The organism is Dictyobacter sp. Z7_2, from assembly GCF_057551105.1.
Genome location: NZ_BAAJPE010000002.1, coordinates 4,551,837 through 4,570,381 on the forward strand (window position 1 = coordinate 4,551,837; position 18,545 = coordinate 4,570,381).

Sequence of the window (18,545 nt, forward strand, 5' to 3'; positions counted from 1 at the left end):
GACGCTTACTCCTCCTTCTTCTGTGCTGCATTATGTTTTGGCCAGATCCCAACCATCGCCAGGCCGAAGCCATCGCGCTGATACTGTAGATTGAGCTCATTGCTCTCGCTATGCATTGGAGTGTCGCTCACGCATTGCAGCCAGACGTCATCGAGCCATTGCTTGATGTTCTCTGGAGTTGTATCGCCCTCAAAGGAGAGAAACATGACTGTTCCCGCTGGTGCAAGTCGCATTGTCGCTCGTCGATTACCCTTTTCCAGATCCCAGCCGGAGACAACTTGCGGTCGGTCGATCTTGATGGCCTGGAGGATAGGTTTCATGTTGTACTTCTCTGCGAGCAGGGTTGTGGGCTGGAAGCCTTGCTCGAAGTAAGCTGGAGTGAGCAAGATCACGCGACACTGTTTATCTTGATGAATCCGGTGGATCAGATCCTCTGGATAGGTGGGGATGGTCGCTTGACTCTGATGCCAGCTGACGATCCTCCGCTCGCCGCCCAGGGTGCTGAGTCCCTCCTTGGGCGAAAACCTTGGAGCGCCAGGATCGTCGACGATCACGGCCAGGGCCAGTCGTTGGGCGTCGCCAAGCTGCTTGATCGAATGGGATAGCACCTTGCGAGCCAGTTCCGGATCTGACTCATCTGTGTCCTGCCTGCGGTTGAGCATGAGTGTAAATTCCAGTCCGCCAGTATCGAAGAGATGCTGATCGAGGGCGGTACGTTTCTCGTGATCCATCGTAATGTGGACGCGTAGCTCGGGCACAGGTCCTCCATGTCCCAGACTGGTGACATCCAGGCTTTCGGCCCTCAAGGATGCGGGATCAAACAGCCACTCCTTGAAATGGGACCAATTCCAGAACAGAGGCGCTCTTTTATGCACATCCAACTTTGCAGCATCCTCGGCCAACCCGACCATCATTGGCAGAGCCGAAAAGTCTGTCACTTCGTCTTCGCCCGGCTCGATAGGTATAAATTGCGCGATCTGACATTTCTCGGTTGTTCCCTCGACCGATATCACCAGCGCGTCGCCGGGAACGGGGAGCAATAATTGATCTTGGGTGAAATCATTATCATCGACCGCGAGTCGCACCAGGAATGGACCACGCACTTTTAGCTTCCTTAACTCGTTGAGGTGAGCTGTATTGTTTTTGTGCATAAACACGCCCTCCTCATCGAGTCCAGCCAACTGACGCAGTCCGCCAGTGGTTGTCGAGGGAAACGGGAATGGCATGGATTTTGCATGTGCTCCTGGTGTGGGACCAAACGGCCTGCCATCGCGGAAGATCAGTGGATCGTGGGGATCAATAAACCAGAACCTCATAACGTGATCGACTCCTTTTGCTGCTCATCAATGGATATACCGGCCAGATTCAGCGCGTCAGCCAGCTCGCGAGCAACGATCAGCTCATGGATAAACTCATTGATCTCCACTGACTGAGGCTCAAAGTCCGGTGACGGCCCAACTGGATTTGCCTCTGGATCTGGATTTGGCGTAGGAACCTCCTTGTCTGAGACTCCAAGGCGTCGCTTGAAGAGGCGTAAGAGCGCGTTGTACGCCTGCTCTTCTCTGGCAAAGGGCTTCAGTTTGCGCTTCAGGATACGGATTGCGTCGACCTTGATAGCATCGAGCAAGGCCTGATGAGTTTTTGCCAGCTCCTGGAGCGTCTCTGCATCGGAGCGTTCAAGGCGTGGAGTAAGTCTCAGCGCCATGTCACGGATCTCATAGGCGGTCCCTTTGGGGATAGAGATCGTACGCGAAAAAGAGGCTGGTCGGAGATCTGAGTATTGAAAGTAGGGGATAATCTGTTCCAGGTAGGTATCGATGTCGCCCCAGCGGCCAACTATGTCATATTCCTCGCCGCCGCGCTTACAGATCGAGATGGCTACTGCATTCTTGCCAGTCGACTCATCCTTTATGTCCATCGAAGTATTCTCGCTTGTCGACTCATTCTTACCCCGCAGGCTCTTGGCGCGACTTTCGGCACTGCGAGCCTTGTTCAGCGACTCCTGAAGCAGCGAGAGGTGATGGACGATGGCTATGCCGACTGAGAGATGTGGCGATCCTCCTCCTGGATATTTGAAATCTTTGAGCTGATCATTGAACGTGCGTGCCAGTGTCTGAGCGCAGTGCAAAACGGTATGCAGCGGCAAAAACGCCAGCACATCGTCGCCGCCCGCGTAGATCAAGGTTCCGTGATGGTCGGTCTCGACCGTTGTCCTGACGCTGGCAGCGAACCCGGCCAGCGTGCCGGATAGTTTTTGATGCGCCTGGATACCTGCTTGCGCCTGTTGATCGATCAGCTTCCCCATGCTATCGCCATCGGCACAAATGATCGCGTAGTAGGGATACGGTCGGATCTTGCTGCCGAGAGCCAGATCAACGGCCATAAAAAAGTCTTCCAGCGAGTTATGAAGACCTGTGAGCTGTTTTGGATCCGAAAGATCTTCAAGTAAACGCTCCTCGAAGAGACGCGCCCCATCGTCTTTACCTGTCACCGGATATGTTAAATCTGTCCGGATGTCAGGGAGCTTTTCATCCTGGGATATGTCTATCGAGACGGTCTGTCCGATCGCCTTGATGTATTCTGCCCACAGTATCTTTAAGGGATTGGTCCACGTCGGATCGAGCGTCTCCAGACGCTGTAAGTAGGAGAGTGCAGCCACGTGCGATGTACTCAAAAAGTCATCGACGCGTGATCCTTGCTTGACCTCGTGAAAGCGTCCTCGACGCTTGAGCAGATCCACGCCCGACAGGCGCTCAGCGGAACTGGCCCGAAAGTGCGTATAGAGCAGGATGCTTTTTGTGCGCTTCAGATCTGCCTCATCTTTGCCCTGAGGATAATAGAAAGTATCATCGATCACGCATTCGAGCCGTCCATCAAGCGACGATTTATAGCGTGTGCTGCCAGTGGTCACCTTGCTGAATTGACGAGTATTTTTGCGTGCCGCCAGTAATGACTCAAGTTTTTTGCGTTGCTCATTGTAGTTTTTGTATGTTTGATGTTCGATGCCAGCCTGATTTTCGCCGCTACTTTCGATTGTCAAAGGAACGGCAGCCCATATATATTCAACTAATTCATCTATCTGCGTTTTCGCCGTGTCGACAAAAAAGTAGCGCTGATCGACATTCTGGGCCGCGAGATCGGCAAAGAGACGATCTTGAATTACTTTTAAGCGATCATTAATCGCTTGACGCGTCCGAGCCCCCACCTGGCGTGGATCATCTTCTATATAGGCCACAATCTTATTTGCTACCGTAAAGGTATCCGGCAGATTGGGATCACTTATCCTGTCATGGGCCGGGAAAATGAGTCTATTGCCAGAACCCGTATCCTCGATGATCGTGTGCGCCACCGTTTTCGACAAGTCGCTCAGCAAGCGCGAACCAAACCAGAGGTCACGCGTGCGCCGCGCACTCGCAATAAAGGATTGGATTGGTCCAATGTTTCCGATGAACAAATTATCCATCCTTACACACCTACTTTCCTTAAAATGTATGGCATTAATTATTATCTGTTAAAGAGACGTCCCGTCCGAGTCGTTTTCCATAAAGCCAACTATTGATTTAGTACCCTGGGAATAACTCATAGTGTCCTGATCTATAATGATCCTATTATCATCTCAAACCGCTGCCGCGTATACACTCCTGCCCAAAAATTTCTATCTACCCATCCATCCGATAGTACCCCTTCTGGAAAATGGCTTGAAATAGCCTCCCTTCGAAAATCGTAGCCACCACCACACTAATCAGGACAATTTTGCCCTGATTATGCCTCCATACCCGATTTATTGCCTCTTTTAAATGTTTCTGTTCCTGGTGCCTTCCGAAAATCGAGCGGGTTTTGATGACAGAAATCGATTTTTGAAATTGCCCGAAATATGCTATACTGGATGGGTAATCTGTAATAAAAACAATGCATTCAGAGCCTAAAAAAGTGGCATTGCTAGCATTTTTGGTTAAATATAACATTGGTATGCTCCTACAAGACCTGCGGTAGCAGACTCATCGATCCGAGAGAGGATTCTGTAAGTGTTTGAAATAGCGAACCTGTGGCAATGCTTTGGTTTGTAGCAGACTCATCGATCCGAGAGAGGATTCTGTAAGATGCTGTAGGCATCTACGGCAACACAGGAAGCAAGTACGTAGCAGACTCATCGATCCGAGAGAGGATTCTGTAAGCATCAATAAATTGCCGACTTGGTTTGACATTCCGGTTAGTAGCAGACTCATCGATCCGAGAGAGGATTCTGTAAGATGTAAAATCGTCTTGATCTCCTCAAGGCTCTTTGTCGGTAGCAGACTCATCGATCCGAGAGAGGATTCTGTAAGTAGGTGAAGATGTCATATTGCAGAAGATAGAGAAAACTGTAGCAGACTCATCGATCCGAGAGAGGATTCTGTAAGGACATGAGCAAGCTGTCAGGTGACATAGCTTTTTGAAGTAGCAGACTCATCGATCCGAGAGAGGATTCTGTAAGTGATTATCTGCATGGATAGTGTTGGATACAGCATCACGTAGCAGACTCATCGATCCGAGAGAGGATTCTGTAAGGTGTCAAAAGCTTGTATACTCTTCCCGTTATTCATGGTAGCAGACTCATCGATCCGAGAGAGGATTCTGTAAGTATGAGAAGGCAATCACAATCGCAGATCCATCATGCTTTGTAGCAGACTCATCGATCCGAGAGAGGATTCTGTAAGTGCTGCAATGGATGCGATGCTGACACGCCTTGAATGAGTAGCAAACTCATCGATCCGAGAAAGGATTTTGTAACTACGTTGTTAAAGATCTCGTCGCCAGGGTATTTAGGTAGCAGACTCATCGATCCGAGAGAGGATTCTGTAAGTGCCACTGGTCGCATCAGAAGGCAAAACACGTATAGCAGTAGCAGACTCATCGATCCGAGAGAGGATCCTGTATCAAAATAAACTCATTTTCCTGTATATGTTGAATGAAATGAAGAAAGCTTTGATATGGAGTAGCGGAGATGTCTGCAACGCGGAAGCCAGTTGAGATATTTTGTTCCTATGCGCCGCTGGATGAAGCTTGGCTGGGTCAGCTAGAGAAACATCTAAGCCTGCTTAATCGGCAGGGTTTCATCTCAGTTTGGCATAGACGACTCATTGAGCCGGGTATGAACTGGCAAATGGATATTGATGCCCATCTGGAAACGGCATCAATTATTTTGCTACTAATAAGTGCTGATTTCTTTGCTTCCGATTATTGTTATGGTATTGAAATGTGTCGCGCTCTTGCTCGACATAATGAAGGGGCCGCACGCGTTATTCCGATCATTGTGAGACCATTTTACTGGAAAGATGCTCCATTTGCTCATCTTAAAGTTCTTCCGGTTAATGAGGAGCCACTTACAAAGTGGACAAATCAAGATGAGGCCTTTGCAGACATTGTGGCCGAGCTTAGTGAGGTTATAGAAGAAGTGCAATCATCGCTGGTTGGTGGTACGCTTCGCCCGATCTCATCCACCATCGAGAACATTCCGTATCAGCACAATAATTTTTTCACTGGCCGCGACGATGAGCTACGCGAGCTGTATGAGCAGTTGCTGGGAGAGCGTCGTGCGACGATTGGTCAGGTGCTGGCGATTAGCGGATTAGGTGGTATTGGAAAAACGAGTCTTGCGCTTGAGTATGCTGATCGCTATGGGAGCAAATACACGGCCATCCTCTGGGTGCGTGCGGAAACTCTAGATGCGTTCAACGCTTCTAATCTTGCACTTGCTCAACTTCTCAATCTGCCTGAAAAAGAGGAGCATAATTCACAAAAAGTCGTATCGGCGATCAAACACTGGCTCCAGACCCATCAAGACTATCTGCTCATCCTGGATAACGTTGAGGAGCCAGATATAGTTCATCCCTTTACTTCTGCGCGAATCGGTGGTCATCTCCTTATCACCACACGCTCTGCTCACATGCGTAGCCAGCACATCGCGCATCCCCTCGAGCTCAAAACACTTGCGCCTGCACAAGGAGCGCTTTTGTTGTTGCATCGCTCTGGATTGCTAGAGCCTCAAGCCACTTTGGAGCAAGGATCACCAGAGGAGCAGTTGCTGGCACAGCAGATCAGTCAGATGTTCGGTGGATTGCCGCTGGCATTAGAGCAGGCTGGAGCCTATCTTGACGCTACCAGAATGAGCCTGGCAGAATATAAGGGCCTCTATGAGCAGAACCATGCTAGATTGCTTGCAGAGAATGGACCAGCATCAGAAATTTATCCATACACCGTTGCCACCACCTGGCTAATCTCATTTCGCAAGGTTGAGGATAGTAGTCCTGCGGCCGCAGACCTGCTGCGCTTCTGCGCCTTTTTAGATCCTGATGCCATCCCGGAAACCTTTTTTGGCAGAGGCGCTGACGAACTTGGTCCTGTACTCTCACCCATTGCTCGGGATGCATACTTATTTAATCAGGCATGTATTGTTCTGAATACCTACTCGCTTATCAAGCGTGATCCCAGTAAGAGAGCTATCAGCATCCACCGACTCGTTCAGACAGTCTTACGGAATAATCTTGATGACGATCAGAAACGTATCTGGGCGGAACGTGTGATCAGCGTAGTAAGCAAGGCCATGCCCGAGCCTGATGTTCTCGTCTGGGAAAAAGATCAACCAAAATGGCAGGCATATGCTCCTCAGATTCAATCTTGCGCTCTACTCATCGAGGAGTATAAGCTTACCTCGCCGACTGCCATGCTGTTCTTAAATCAAGCAGGCGGTATGTTACGTCATTACTCGCGGTATGCCGAGGCGCAAAAAATATATAAGCAAGCATTGCAACTCCATGAAAGCGTTTTAGGGAGAGAGCATCCAGACACAGCCACCACCATTGATAATCTTGCCACAATTCTGGGTATCCAAAAGCAGTTCGATGACAGCCAGAAGCTTTTTGAAGAGGCTTTACAGATTCGGGAACGCCTGTACGGTCCTGACCATCTCTCAATCGTTAGTACCCTCAATGGTCTGGCCTTGCTTTACTTCAAATGGGCCAAGTATGAGCAAGCGCAAAAGATGTATGCGAGAGCTTTACAGATCTACGAACGTGAGCTTGGTCCCGACCATCTTGATACTGCCAGGACACTTGATAATCTGGCTATGGTCTATCGTAAATGGGAACACTATGAGCAAGCCGAGCATGTCTTCTTGCGAGCGTTGCAGATTCGTGAACATGTATATGGCTCTGAACATTTAGAGACTGCATCAACCCTCAATCATCTGGCAGGACTATATCGCTTCGAAAAGAAATACGAACAAGCCGAGTCATTTTACATGCGTGCACTGGACATTCGAGAAAAGAGATTAGGACCTGAACATTCTGTCACCGCGACGGCAATCGGTAACCTTGCCTTGCTCTACTGTGAGCAAGGTAGATATGAGCAATCACTAGAAAAGTATTATCAAGCGCTGGCAATTAGAAAAAAAATATGGGGTTCTGATGATTTCCAAACAACCATAACACACTTCAATATTGGAGAACTGTATTGTGCTATGGGGGCGTATGAGCAGGCAAAAAAATATATGGAGCATGCATTGAGAACGCATGAGAGCGTGTTTGATGATAAAAATCCGAGGCTCAAAAAAATTCTAGATGGATATGCTCAAGTGTTACGCAAACTAGGACAAGATGAGGAAGCTGCAAAGATAGAGGCACGCTTGCTACCGATCCGAGCACGTAAGTAAATATCTATGTTTGGATGCATGAATACAAACCAAAAAGGATAATAAGACCCCAAAAGGAGCCTGAAATGGGTCTGTTTCGAAAATCGGATGGAGCGCTGGTTTAATCAGGGCAAAAATGTCCTAATTAAACCTTTAAAGGCTATTTATTGTGAACTCATGACGCTTTTGATGCTGGTTGCACCTCGAAAATCCCCCCTGTTTTGACGCAGAAATCGATTTTCGAAAATGCATGCAGTATGGTATACTAGATGATAGATGACGCATGAAATTGAAGCTCTCAGAGCCCAAAAAAGGGCCTTAGACAAGCGTTTTTGATGAATATGCCTCTGACTATTGTGACAAGATGTGCGTTACAGAGGAATCGATCCGAAAGAGGATACTGCAAGCTTCATTGCGTCCGGTCAATATCATCGCTGTATTACGTTACAGAGGAATCGATCCGAAAGAGGATACTGCAAGGAACGTTTGTTGCTCCGCTAGGATAGGCGGCAAACGTGCGTTACAGAGGAATCGATCCGAAAGAGGATACTGCAAGGACATTTCATCTTTCACTTGCGATGTACCATACAACGTTAGTTACAGAGGAATCGATCCGAAAGAGGATACTGCAAGAAAGTTTGACAGTCCTGTAACTGCCAGTCCTGTTATAGTTGTTACAGAGGAATCGATCCGAAAGAGGATACTGCAAGCAGAGGCTTGCCATAGCATCAGGCAGGTATCAACTCCGTTACAGAGGAATCGATCCGAAAGAGGATACTGCAAGTTTGCGTATCTTCGATTGTGTCATGTGCGACAGCCGGAGTTACAGAGGAATCGATCCGAAAGAGGATACTGCAAGTTCCGAATAAACTCACACCTTCAGCATGCAGCACCGTCTCGTTACAGAGGAATCGATCCGAAAGAGGATACTGCAAGTTGGGACTGGGCTGGGCTACAGCATTTTCCCTCCCGATGTTACAGAGGAATCGATCCGAAAGAGGATCCTGCAAGTGTCGTCCGGGTAGATCCGGTGTGGTCTACCCGGTGTTACAGAGGAATCGATCCGAAAGAGGATACTGCAAGTGTCGAACGGGGCTGTTGCTGGTCGTGGGGAGAGCGCTGTTACAGAGGAATCGATCCGAAAGAGGATCCTGCAAGTCGCTGTTTTCGTCTTTTTCTGGGCTGATTTTGAGGTTACAGAGGAATCGATCCGAAAGAGGATACTGCAAGGTTAGCAGCTTGTGACGTGCTACCACTAGTATTACTGTTACAGACTCATCGATCCGAAAGAGGATACTGCAAGTCACATGGCTCACAGGTATAGGAACGGAGCACTTCACCAGTTACAGAGGAATCGATCCGAAAGAGGATCCTGCAAGATAGCCGTTGTTGTATGCATCATCCACAATATCAATGTGTTACAGACTCATCGATCCGAAAGAGGATCCTGCAAGTGAAAAGATAGGGCTGTTGTGAGCTGTTAGCGGAGAGCAGTTACAGAGGAATCGATCCGAAAGAGGATACTGCAAGGGTGGTAAACAGCGGCAAACTAAACGTTTGTTGTGGGGCAGTTACAGACTCATCGATCCGAAAGAGGATCCTGCAAGTCACGCACTGGGGGAGGTTTGTGAGGGAGTTGGGGAGAGTTACAGAGGAATCGATCCGAAAGAGGATCCTGCAAGCTATAACTCCCATGATGATCTACTCCATAGTTCCGAACAGTTACAGACTCATCGATCCGAAAGAGGATCCTGCAAGCACATGCCGCAGGAACTGCGGGTGGAGCAACGGCAACGTTACAGACTCATCGATCCGAAAGAGGATACTGCAAGAGCGGTGATAAACCTCCGTCACCAACAAATCCGTTGTTACAGAGGAATCGATCCGAAAGAGGATCCTGCAAGCATATAATCCGCCGTATTCGTTGCATACCTCTAGCTCGTTACAGAGGAATCGATCCGAAAGAGGATCCTGCAAGAATATCCAACGCCATAGCATGATTGGACTCCATTCCTGTGTTACAGACTCATCGATCCGAAAGAGGATCCTGCAAGATACGTTTGTGTTCGTGGAGCACGCGAAGATGTCTAGTTACAGACTCATCGATCCGAAAGAGGATCCTGCAAGGCTGGACAATCTCCAGCATATCGCCATTGTCTTTCGGCGGTTACAGACTCATCGATCCGAAAGAGGATCCTGCAAGATGCCGGACATAGATGTCCAGATGGTCATCTTCGCGCCGTTACAGACTCATCGATCCGAAAGAGGATCCTGCAAGGCGTGAATGTGACCGCGAGCAGCGACTCGACTGTGTAGTTACAGACTCATCGATCCGAAAGAGGATCCTGCAAGGATAGTTATAGCCATACACTGTGTTGGCTTGGCTTGCGTTACAGACTCATCGATCCGGAAGAGGATCCTGCAAGTGTCTCTAAACTCTGGGAGACGTGCTTTAGCGAGGAGTGTTACAGACTCATCGATCCGAAAGAGGATCCTGCAAGTCGACTAACTGTTGGGCCACAGAGCGAATTTTAAGCGTTACAGACTCATCGATCCGAAAGAGGATCCTGCAAGACAAGGAGTAACAATGGCGACAAAGTCTATATGCGGGTTATAGACTCATCGATCCGAAAGAGGATCCTGCAAGATCACTGATGGAATATCAAAAAGGTACCTCTAATATAGTTACAGACTCATCGATCCGAAAGAGGATCCTGCAAGACTACGAATACGGACATTGCGTTTAACAGCTTGAGCAAGTTACAGACTCATCGATCCGAAAGAGGATCCTGCAAGGTGCTGAGATTGCTGTATTACTTGTCGGGTGGTATCAGCTTTACAGACTCATCGATCCGAGAGAGGATACTGTGGCACTGCCTTTGCTCCTGGAGGATTTTCTTGCGAAGAACGTATTGCTGGAGAGAAAAAGCTATATAAATCTAATGAGGGGAAGAACTCTCAAGCCAATTACCGCATGACAATCCTGTTTAGATTGCATTGAATCACGATGCTTATCGAGGGAAGGGCTTGCATTACGCGCAACTCGACACAGCATTTTTAAGAAGCATCGAGCCGAGAGGCAAAGGAGCGGACATAGGTAAATGCAGCATGAAGGGCAATCTGCAATGGTCGCGTCGTCTTGCGAGTCTGAGACAGGAGGAGTCCTCCCTGCAAGCTGGTCATCACGGCGACCGCGAGTTCGGCTGGATCAGCATCCTTGCGGAGTTCACCACGCTCTTGCAGAGAAGTCAGCCCCTCGATCAGGTACTGCTCCCATTGATCGAAAGAAGAGACCAGAGCAACGCGACTGGTCTCGTTGTGATCTGCCAATTCACTCGCCAGTGAGCCGATCGGACACCCTCCGACGCACTGACGTTCTTCTAAAGAGGCAACGAGCAATGCCCCCCAGCGTTCAAGATTCTCCCAACTGTCGAGATGATCGAGGAAGGGCTGTTGTCCGGTCAGGACCGTGCTTGTCTGTTGTTTAATGATTGCCAGAACGAGGTCTTCTTTATTCGTGAAGTAATGATACAGCTGGCTTTTACTGACAGAAGCTGCCTTGCAGATGTCATCAAGGCTGGTGCCCTGAACACCCTTCTCATACACAAGCTGAGTGGCTTGCGTAAGAATACGCTCACGACTACTGTGACCACGTGCGGTGAGGAACTCTTTCGGCATCATTAATACTCCTTTTTTTCCTGCTCCAATGCGCGTCATAAGAGGACGTGGGCGGAGAGGATGCTTGATCTTGAGTATATCATACTCTGGACTTTCTAGTCCACTTCGTTTATAATGGACTACATGGTACATTTAAATAAACCATGTAGTCCATTATTGAGATATTTCCAGGGAAGAAAGAGGCAATATATATGCGTTTACAAGAAAAAACGGCGCTTGTCACCGGATCTACCTCGGGCATTGGGCAGGCCATTGCGGAAGCCTTTGCTCGTGAAGGAGCGAGTGTCGTCATTTCCGGACGTGACGAGCAACGTGGAAAGACCATTGTCGAGGCGATTCGCTCGGCTGGTGGATCGGCTGCGTTCGTATTTGCTGATCTGTCCTCAAAAACGGAGGTTGATCGTTTGGCGAAGGAAGCAATTGAAGCGTTCGGGCAGATCGATATCCTCGTAAATAATGCTGGTATATCTGCAATGGGTCCAACCGCGCACATAGACGAGGCGACCTTCGATACTCTACTGAACATCAACGTGAAAGCTCCTTATTATCTCACAGCCGCCCTTGCTCCTCACATGGCGGAGAGAGGAGCGGGAAAAATCATCAACATTACGAGCATGGCTGCTCAGATAGGGATGCCTGGATTGGCGCTCTATGGGGCAACGAAGGCGGCTTTGACGCTTCTCACGAAGTCCTGGACTGCGGAGTTTAGTCCAAGCGGGGTTAATGTGAATGCTATTGCGCCTGGACCGACACGCACTCCTGCGAACGCAGCTTTCGGAGAGGCTCGACTGGCTCAATTAACCAGTACCCTGCCAGCAGGGAGAGCGGCCGAGTCCTCCGAGATTGCGGAAGCTGCTGTCTACCTCGCCAGTTCCGAAGCCAATTTTGTGCATGGAGTCACGCTCCCTGTTGATGGAGGGCGTACAGCCATCTAAAAAACAGCATGAGAACTGTCAAGGAACAAGCTCTACTAAAAAAGAGAACCTTGTCATAAGATTCCTGACTTTATATAACTAATCTCGCTGCTCAAAGATCTCGTAGAGCACGATCGACGTCGCCACAGCCACATTCAAAGAATCGCACCGTCCATGCATCGGGATGCGGACCATCTGATCGCAAAGACTTTGCTGTTCTGGAGAAAGCCCCTGTCGCTCGCTGCCCATGAGCAGGATCACGGGTGATGGATAGTTGACTTTCCTATAGTTTAGCTGTGCGGCATCCGAAGTGCCTATGATGGGATATTGATGCGTATGTTTCCAGGAGGTGAAAGCGTCAAAGCTGGATTTGACCAGTCGACGTGAGAAGATAGCTCCCAAACTGGCGCGCAGCGTGACCGGATCGTAGGGATCGGTGGCGTTATCGAGTAGCATGACGCCGCAACTGCTGGTGGCGTCGCAGCTGCGCAAGATTGTTCCCAGATTGCCCGGGTCCTGGATCGCTTCAAGTGCGATCCAGACGTCGCCGGGCGACAGCCTCAACTGCTGTATCTGTTCCCAGCGTTGTGAGATGACGGCCGCAATCCCCTGGGGACCCTCTCTGAGTGAGAAACTTTGAAATGCTTCGCTGCTGACATGTAAGATTGGATGTCCCATCCTCTCATGTTCATGAAACAGTTTTTGTCCATGTGGACTTTTCAATAGTTCTGGAGCGACTATAAGTTGATTGACAATCTCTGGATGACGCAGTGCCTCGGTGACCTGACGTAGCCCCTCTACGAGGGCTAATCCTGTTTGCTCGCGTTCTGAGCGTTTCAGGAGAGCGCGGATCTGCTTAATCTTTGGATTATTTCTGCTCACAATGATGGCATCTGACGCGTGAGCTGTTGTATATGATGGTGCTACTTTTGAATGATGATGTTGTTTATCCATAGCAAATGTGTTGTCTGCTTTCCTGATCTCATAGAAACGATGAAGGAGAAAAGCTCAACCATCCTCGCTAACATGTCTACAGACAGAGTGATAGTGGAGGTGGTGAGAAGGGGGGCAAGAGCCTGATGCAGACTTTTGATGGAGGAGGAATTGCAGGCAGGAAAACATACTACTTATCTACTAATGGATAAGTAGCTATAGAATTGAAAAACATCCGCTATTGATACCCGGCCTCCTTGTAAGCGTAGCGTTCAGGCTCCCAAGGAGGCTGGGACATTTGCTTGGACTATGCGTAAATTGATAAGATTCATGAAAATAATGTAACATAGTTCATCTCTTGCTGTCAATATTGGCAGTGGCACTGTGTTGTTGTCTGATCGTGCGTATCCGCTTGAACGTAGTCATCATTCATAAATAGTTGCAGCGTGATAAAATTCACTTATAATAAATCATTGGAGATACCATCCCTGAGGTGGCGAGAGATAGAAAGGAACGAGGCATGCGTATCCTGGCGATATCGGGGAGCCTGCGGGCGAGTTCGACGAACGCGGCCCTTGTACGTTTAGTCAAGTCGTTGGCGCCTGAGAACATGGAACTGATCATCTATGAGGGTCTGGGAGATCTCCCGCACTTCAATCCTGACATTGATGGAGAGGCTTCGCCGGCTTCGGTACTGGACCTGCGCAGGCTGCTTACTACAGTTGATGGAGTGCTCATCTGCACGCCCGAGTACGCCTTTGGAGTTCCTGGAGTGCTCAAGAACGCCTTCGATTGGACCGTCTCCACGGGCGATTTTTCGGGCAAACCAGTTGCCTTAATCAGCTCATCCTCGCTGTGGACTGGCGGGGATAAGGCTCATGCATCCCTGCTGCTGACTTTGGCTGCCGTTGGTGCGAACGTGCCTGAGGCAGGGACTCTAATGATCGGAACCATCAATAAGAAACTGAATGCTCATGGCGATGTGCTGGATGCGGCACTTCCTCAATCCCTCACAGAGGTTCTCAATGCACTCGCGCAAGCAGTCAATGCCTGATTGTCAAAGTAATTAGACTCTTCCGTGAGTGCATTTGTGTTGAGCCTGAGCAAAAAGAAGGTTATCCGCGATACCAGATATGGTAAATGACGTTGAAGGTATCGTCGCTGACGAACAGAGATCCATCGGGAGCGACTGTGACGCCTACCGGTCTGCCATTCACCTTGGTACCTGACAGCCAGCCAGAGGCAAAATCCTCGGCGGGACCAGACACTTTCCCATCCTTGAGCGGAATGCGCACGACCTTGTAGCCGGTGGGAGGTGTGCGGTTCCATGATCCATGGAAGGCGACATAGAGGCTGTTTCGATATTGCTCAGGAAACTGCTTCATGGTATCGGTATAGAACGCCAGACCGAGCGGAGCCGAATGAGCTTGCATCTTTACCAGAGGAGCCTGGACACCCTGACAGGCATCACCGCCCGTGCCAAACTGAGGATCGGGGATATCCCCCGAGTGACAGCGAGGCCAGCCATAATCGCCTTGATCGATCAGATTATAGACCGTTTCTGGTGGAGTATCATCACCCAACTCGTCGCGCCCGTTATTAGTGGCCCAGATCTGCTGATTCCAGGGATTGATTGCCAGTCCGACTGCATTGCGGAGTCCTTTGGCGAACATCTTGCCTCCGGTGCCGTCGAGATTGTAGACCTGGATAGTGGCGAGGATTGGATCGGTCTCCTCACAGACGTTGCAACTTGATCCAATTGAGACGTAGATGCGGTTATCCGGGCCGATGAGGACGGTCCGCGTGACATGATCCGTGCTCGCCGGGATGCCTGTAATGATGCGCTCGGTTTGTCCAGGCTTAAGATCATTGCCGAGTTTCACTCGTGAGATACTGGTCCGCTCGCCGATATAAAGATAGCCTGCATGGAGATCGAGGCTGCTTGGATCATTGAGACCAGTGATCAGCGTCCGAGACTGTGCGGCCTGCTTGGGATCTGATCCAGGGGACAGAGCCACTATCGAATTGTTCTGTCGATTTGCGACTAACAATGTGTTGTTAGGACCAATCGTCATAAGGCGAGAAACTTGCAGGTCCTTCGCATAGATGCTGATCTGGAAGCCAGCCGGAAGCGTGATTCCGGGAAGACTCGATGTTGGCAATGATGTGGTCACGTTTGTTGCGCTGACCGCAGGTGAAGGCGTTGTCGTAGCCTGATGTGTTGCTACCTGCGTGGGTACCTGTGTCGTACCTGATCCGCTGACGTCGCAACTGGACAAAAATACTACAGCGAAAACGAGTAAGTAAACATATCGTCGCATGAATGCTTTTCTCCTATATGGTGAGAGCGTTAGGATTGTAACTGAACCAGATATTGAAGAAGTCCATGATTGATTTGATGGTGGGAACTAACAGGTTACTCTTACCTTTCTTGTACCTTTCTCGACAGCGTAATTTCTCATCTATTTACGTCGTCTAAGGACATTGTAACATGTTGTCTGGAGCCTGTGGGATGCATGATGATGCTGTCGTAGAGGATTGTCTTATGTCTCTTTCTATGGTAATCTTGTGAAAGACAGCAATAGAGTTACAAAAGGATATTTCTATGTTAAGTAGTGGGGACTTTATTCCCACCGCTGCCATAGCCGCTCGGGTAAATACACCGGACCTGGAGTGGCTGATGATGACAATAGAAGAGTAATCGCTTTTTCATCCGGGATGATCTCTGATCTGTGGGTATCCGGGATGATCTTCTCCAACCGCGTGTATTTGCCGTACCGGGCATTCCTCGATGCTCCGAGTGTCTACGGCTCCTCTTTGTTGCACGCTGTTTTCTCCTCTGAGTGTTGATAAATGCCATCCTTATGACTTTTTCTCCAATGTGACACTTTGATTGAAAAGGATGTGCACTTCAATGAAACAATCGGATACCGCCTCTTTACAGGCATCGTCAAAACCTGCTGCGCTCTGGCGTAACCGGAACTTTTTGATTTTGATTAGTGGACAAGGTGTCTCGCTGACCGGGACTCAAATCACGCAGGTAACGTTGCCATTGCTCTTGCTGGCTTTGACGCATTCGCCCGCCGTCGCAGGATTGATCTCGGCGATCGGATCGCTTGCTCTGCTGTTGTTCTGTCTGCCAGCCGGCGCGCTGGTGGATCGCTGGGATCGCAAGAAAGTCATGATCATCTGTGACACGCTCAGCACGCTTGGATTAACAAGTCTTGTGCTGGCCTTGCTCTTTGATCGACTTACCTTGATCCACGTGGCTCTTATCGCCTTTAGTAATGAATCGTTAGGTATCTTCTTCAGCCTGGCGAATTCGTCGCTACTGCCGAACGTTGTTGAGCGTGAGCAGATACCTCACGCACTGGGTGCTAATGAGTCTGCATATTCGCTTGCCAATACCGTCGGCCCGGCTTTAGGGCCGCTGCTCTTTGGAGTCGGTCAGGCGTTTCCCTTTCTGGTCGATGCTCTCTCCACAGCGACCTCGGTGCTCTCGCTGCTGTTCGTGCGCACGAAAACTCAGCCCGAGCGTGCAGTTGCGGGCGACGCCCTCTTGACCGAGATCTGGGAGGGGATTGTCTGGCTCTGGCATCACAAATTGATCCGCTTTCTGGCGCTGCTCACCTTTGGGATGATCGCGCCCTGTTCCGGCTATCTGCTGATTATCGACCTGATGGCCCAAAAGCTGCATGCCGATACGACTGCTCTGGGACTGATCCTGGCCGGAGGGGGGATAGGCAGCATTATTGGATCTCTTATCGCAGGCCCACTGTATCGGCTGCTGGGCCTGGCGCGTTTGATCATTGGATCGGTCTGGATCTGGGGATTGACCTGGCTTTTGTATGCCTTTGCCTGGAGCCCCTTTATCCTTGGCCTCGTCAACATGATAAGTTTTATTATCGTCCCTGTCTATATGGTCCTCCAGACGAGCGTGCGGATGACATTAATCCCTGACCATTTGCGTGGTCGCATCAATGCTGTCTTTCGCTTGATTGCGTTCAGTAGCCTGCCGCTTGGTCTGGCGCTGACAGGTATCCTGCTCCAATATCTGGAACCGGCTGTGGCAGTCGTGATCCTGTTTATCCCGCAACTTCTGCTGGGGATCAGCCTGCTTTTTCGTATCAAGTTCCTGCGTCAACTGGAGCAAGAAAACCAAAAGTAGTACTTTGTCAAAGGTCATCGCACCGATGTCGCATGGGAGACGCGCATCCCAATGGGGTGAGACGCCCACCGACGTAGCGGCGCGGCAATTCGCTTGATCGCGACGTACCGCCGTGCTGTCTGTGACTCGTACGACCACGCTCCTTATGAAGTTCCATTGCGTGATCTTTCCACTGCGGATCGTCTCGTTTGCGTTGCTTTTAGATACAGGTGGGACATTCTCGTGCGTCCAGTGACAGCACGGCGGTACGTCGCGATCAAGCGAATTGCCGCGCCGCTACGTCGGCTGGCCTGTCACCCCACTGCTTCACGGATCTGTTTTGGAGACAGGTCTCCTCTGCGGCCGAGGCGTAATGACATTTGACAGAATAGTAGCGTCGCACGCTCGCGTGCGATGTCCCAGTTTTTCGTACGAGACAGTTGGATTCAGGTGAGCAACGCAGTCCTGCCTGATCGTACGTCGAGTGGGACATCGCACGCGAGCGTGCGACGCTACTAATTATCCTGCCAGGACGGCGACAAGTAATGTGATCAGACCTGAGGCGCGTACAATATCTCCAATATTATCGAAAATTTGTGTATTCGATGTGTAGTATTCTTGCGCTATGATGAGATAGCCGAAGCCGAGCAGTAGAAATCCAATGCCCATCAGCAAGCTAAAGCGTGTCTGTTTGCGCAGGAAGGCGGAGATGTAGAAGTAGAAGATGCCGAAGCAGAGGATGCAGCGTGTTCCTCGCAGGATCGTTTTGAGTAAGATGTTTGAGACTGGTGGCAGGGCAGGTGATAGGAATAACAATGCCACCAGTAGCACAGAGGCGACGATCTGCCAGCGTATGAGCCCCTGGAAGTAGCTATCTTTGTTGCTGCTCAAGCTCAATAAGATAAAGAGGAGGCTGACGGCCTGACCAATATAGAGGAACCAGTTGGTACTGAGTGTGATGGCTGTGACGTTACTCGAGATGAAGTCAGCCAGCGCTGAGAGGGCGAAGATACCCATCGACAATCCCAGGATGAGCAGCCGTGGATTGCTGACCTGGCTGTTGACGGAAAATGCACGAATCGAAATAAAGAGTGTCACGAAAAATAGTAAGATATCGAGAAGATCGGGGATGAGAATAGTGCTTATGAAATCTGCTGACATGCTGAAAACTCCTTGATGAAAGAGATAGACGAGATCTGTTTGT

The 18,545-nt window shown here is 49.7% G+C and carries 13 protein-coding genes and 2 CRISPR repeat arrays; of the genes, 5 read left to right on the forward strand and 8 right to left on the reverse strand.

All coding sequences use genetic code 11. From position 1 onward, the window contains the following. Positions 1-5: 5 nt before the first annotated feature. The 3 genes from AC27N8_RS32470 to AC27N8_RS32480 form a co-directional block, all read right to left on the reverse strand. On the reverse strand, positions 6-1,316 hold the full coding sequence (locus AC27N8_RS32470; protein WP_487073350.1) for a type III-B CRISPR module-associated Cmr3 family protein: 1,311 nt from the start codon (positions 1,314-1,316) through the stop codon (positions 6-8). Continuing rightward, a complete protein-coding gene (gene cas10, locus AC27N8_RS32475) occupies positions 1,313-3,463 on the reverse strand; it encodes a type III-B CRISPR-associated protein Cas10/Cmr2 (RefSeq protein WP_487073352.1) in 2,151 nt (716 codons plus the stop codon). The genes AC27N8_RS32470 and cas10 overlap by 4 nt, the downstream gene beginning before the upstream one ends. Positions 3,464-3,659: 196 nt before the next feature. After that, on the reverse strand, positions 3,660-3,965 hold the full coding sequence (locus AC27N8_RS32480) for a hypothetical protein (RefSeq protein ID WP_487073354.1): 306 nt from the start codon (positions 3,963-3,965) through the stop codon (positions 3,660-3,662). Between the two features lie 24 nt (positions 3,966-3,989). Further along, a CRISPR array of direct repeats spans positions 3,990-4,918; the repeat unit is 37 nt; unit sequence GTAGCAGACTCATCGATCCGAGAGAGGATTCTGTAAG. Positions 4,919-4,984: 66 nt separating this feature from the next. On the opposite strand from AC27N8_RS32480, the gene AC27N8_RS32485 reads away from it, so the two are divergent. Further along, on the forward strand, positions 4,985-7,690 hold the full coding sequence (locus AC27N8_RS32485) for a tetratricopeptide repeat protein (RefSeq protein ID WP_487073356.1): 2,706 nt from the start codon (positions 4,985-4,987) through the stop codon (positions 7,688-7,690). Positions 7,691-8,039: 349 nt separating this feature from the next. Continuing rightward, a CRISPR array of direct repeats spans positions 8,040-10,541; the repeat unit is 37 nt; unit sequence GTTACAGACTCATCGATCCGAAAGAGGATCCTGCAAG. Between the two features lie 185 nt (positions 10,542-10,726). On the opposite strand, the gene AC27N8_RS32490 is transcribed toward AC27N8_RS32485, so the two are convergent. Further along, positions 10,727-11,350: a TetR/AcrR family transcriptional regulator gene (locus AC27N8_RS32490; RefSeq protein ID WP_487073358.1), complete on the reverse strand. Its 624-nt coding sequence runs from the start codon at positions 11,348-11,350 to the stop codon at positions 10,727-10,729. A gap of 188 nt (positions 11,351-11,538) precedes the next feature. Here AC27N8_RS32490 and AC27N8_RS32495 point away from each other — a divergent pair, with 188 nt between their 5' ends. After that, entirely contained in the window at positions 11,539-12,282 is a 744-nt protein-coding gene (locus tag AC27N8_RS32495) for an SDR family NAD(P)-dependent oxidoreductase (protein WP_487073360.1), read from the forward strand. 78 nt (positions 12,283-12,360) lie between these two features. Here AC27N8_RS32495 and AC27N8_RS32500 read toward each other — a convergent pair whose 3' ends face one another. Continuing rightward, positions 12,361-13,215, reverse strand: a complete 855-nt coding sequence (locus AC27N8_RS32500) for a TrmH family RNA methyltransferase (protein ID WP_487073362.1) — start codon at positions 13,213-13,215, stop codon at positions 12,361-12,363. A 499-nt stretch (positions 13,216-13,714) separates the two neighbouring features. Between AC27N8_RS32500 and AC27N8_RS32505 the strand changes: the two genes are divergently transcribed. After that, positions 13,715-14,248: an NADPH-dependent FMN reductase gene (locus tag AC27N8_RS32505; RefSeq protein ID WP_487073364.1), complete on the forward strand. Its 534-nt coding sequence runs from the start codon at positions 13,715-13,717 to the stop codon at positions 14,246-14,248. Between the two features lie 61 nt (positions 14,249-14,309). On the opposite strand, the gene AC27N8_RS32510 is transcribed toward AC27N8_RS32505, so the two are convergent. Continuing rightward, positions 14,310-15,515, reverse strand: coding sequence for a PQQ-dependent sugar dehydrogenase (locus tag AC27N8_RS32510; protein WP_487073366.1), 1,206 nt, complete (start codon positions 15,513-15,515; stop codon positions 14,310-14,312). 593 nt (positions 15,516-16,108) lie between these two features. Here AC27N8_RS32510 and AC27N8_RS32515 point away from each other — a divergent pair. Next, complete coding sequence (locus AC27N8_RS32515; RefSeq protein WP_487073368.1) at positions 16,109-17,362, forward strand: MFS transporter; 1,254 nt, start codon at positions 16,109-16,111, stop codon at positions 17,360-17,362. Positions 17,363-17,369: 7 nt separating this feature from the next. Here AC27N8_RS32515 and AC27N8_RS32520 read toward each other — a convergent pair whose 3' ends face one another. Continuing rightward, positions 17,370-17,519 carry a hypothetical protein gene (locus tag AC27N8_RS32520; RefSeq protein WP_487073370.1) on the reverse strand — a complete coding sequence of 50 codons (150 nt, stop codon included), beginning with the start codon at positions 17,517-17,519 and terminating at the stop codon, positions 17,370-17,372. A gap of 52 nt (positions 17,520-17,571) precedes the next feature. On the opposite strand from AC27N8_RS32520, the gene AC27N8_RS32525 reads away from it, so the two are divergent. Next, the gene (locus AC27N8_RS32525; protein ID WP_487073372.1) at positions 17,572-17,715 is read left to right on the forward strand and encodes a hypothetical protein; all 144 of its coding nucleotides are present in this window, start codon (positions 17,572-17,574) and stop codon (positions 17,713-17,715) included. A gap of 145 nt (positions 17,716-17,860) precedes the next feature. Here AC27N8_RS32525 and AC27N8_RS32530 read toward each other — a convergent pair whose 3' ends face one another. Then, complete coding sequence (locus tag AC27N8_RS32530; RefSeq protein ID WP_487073374.1) at positions 17,861-18,502, reverse strand: hypothetical protein; 642 nt, start codon at positions 18,500-18,502, stop codon at positions 17,861-17,863. Positions 18,503-18,545 lie beyond the last annotated feature (43 nt).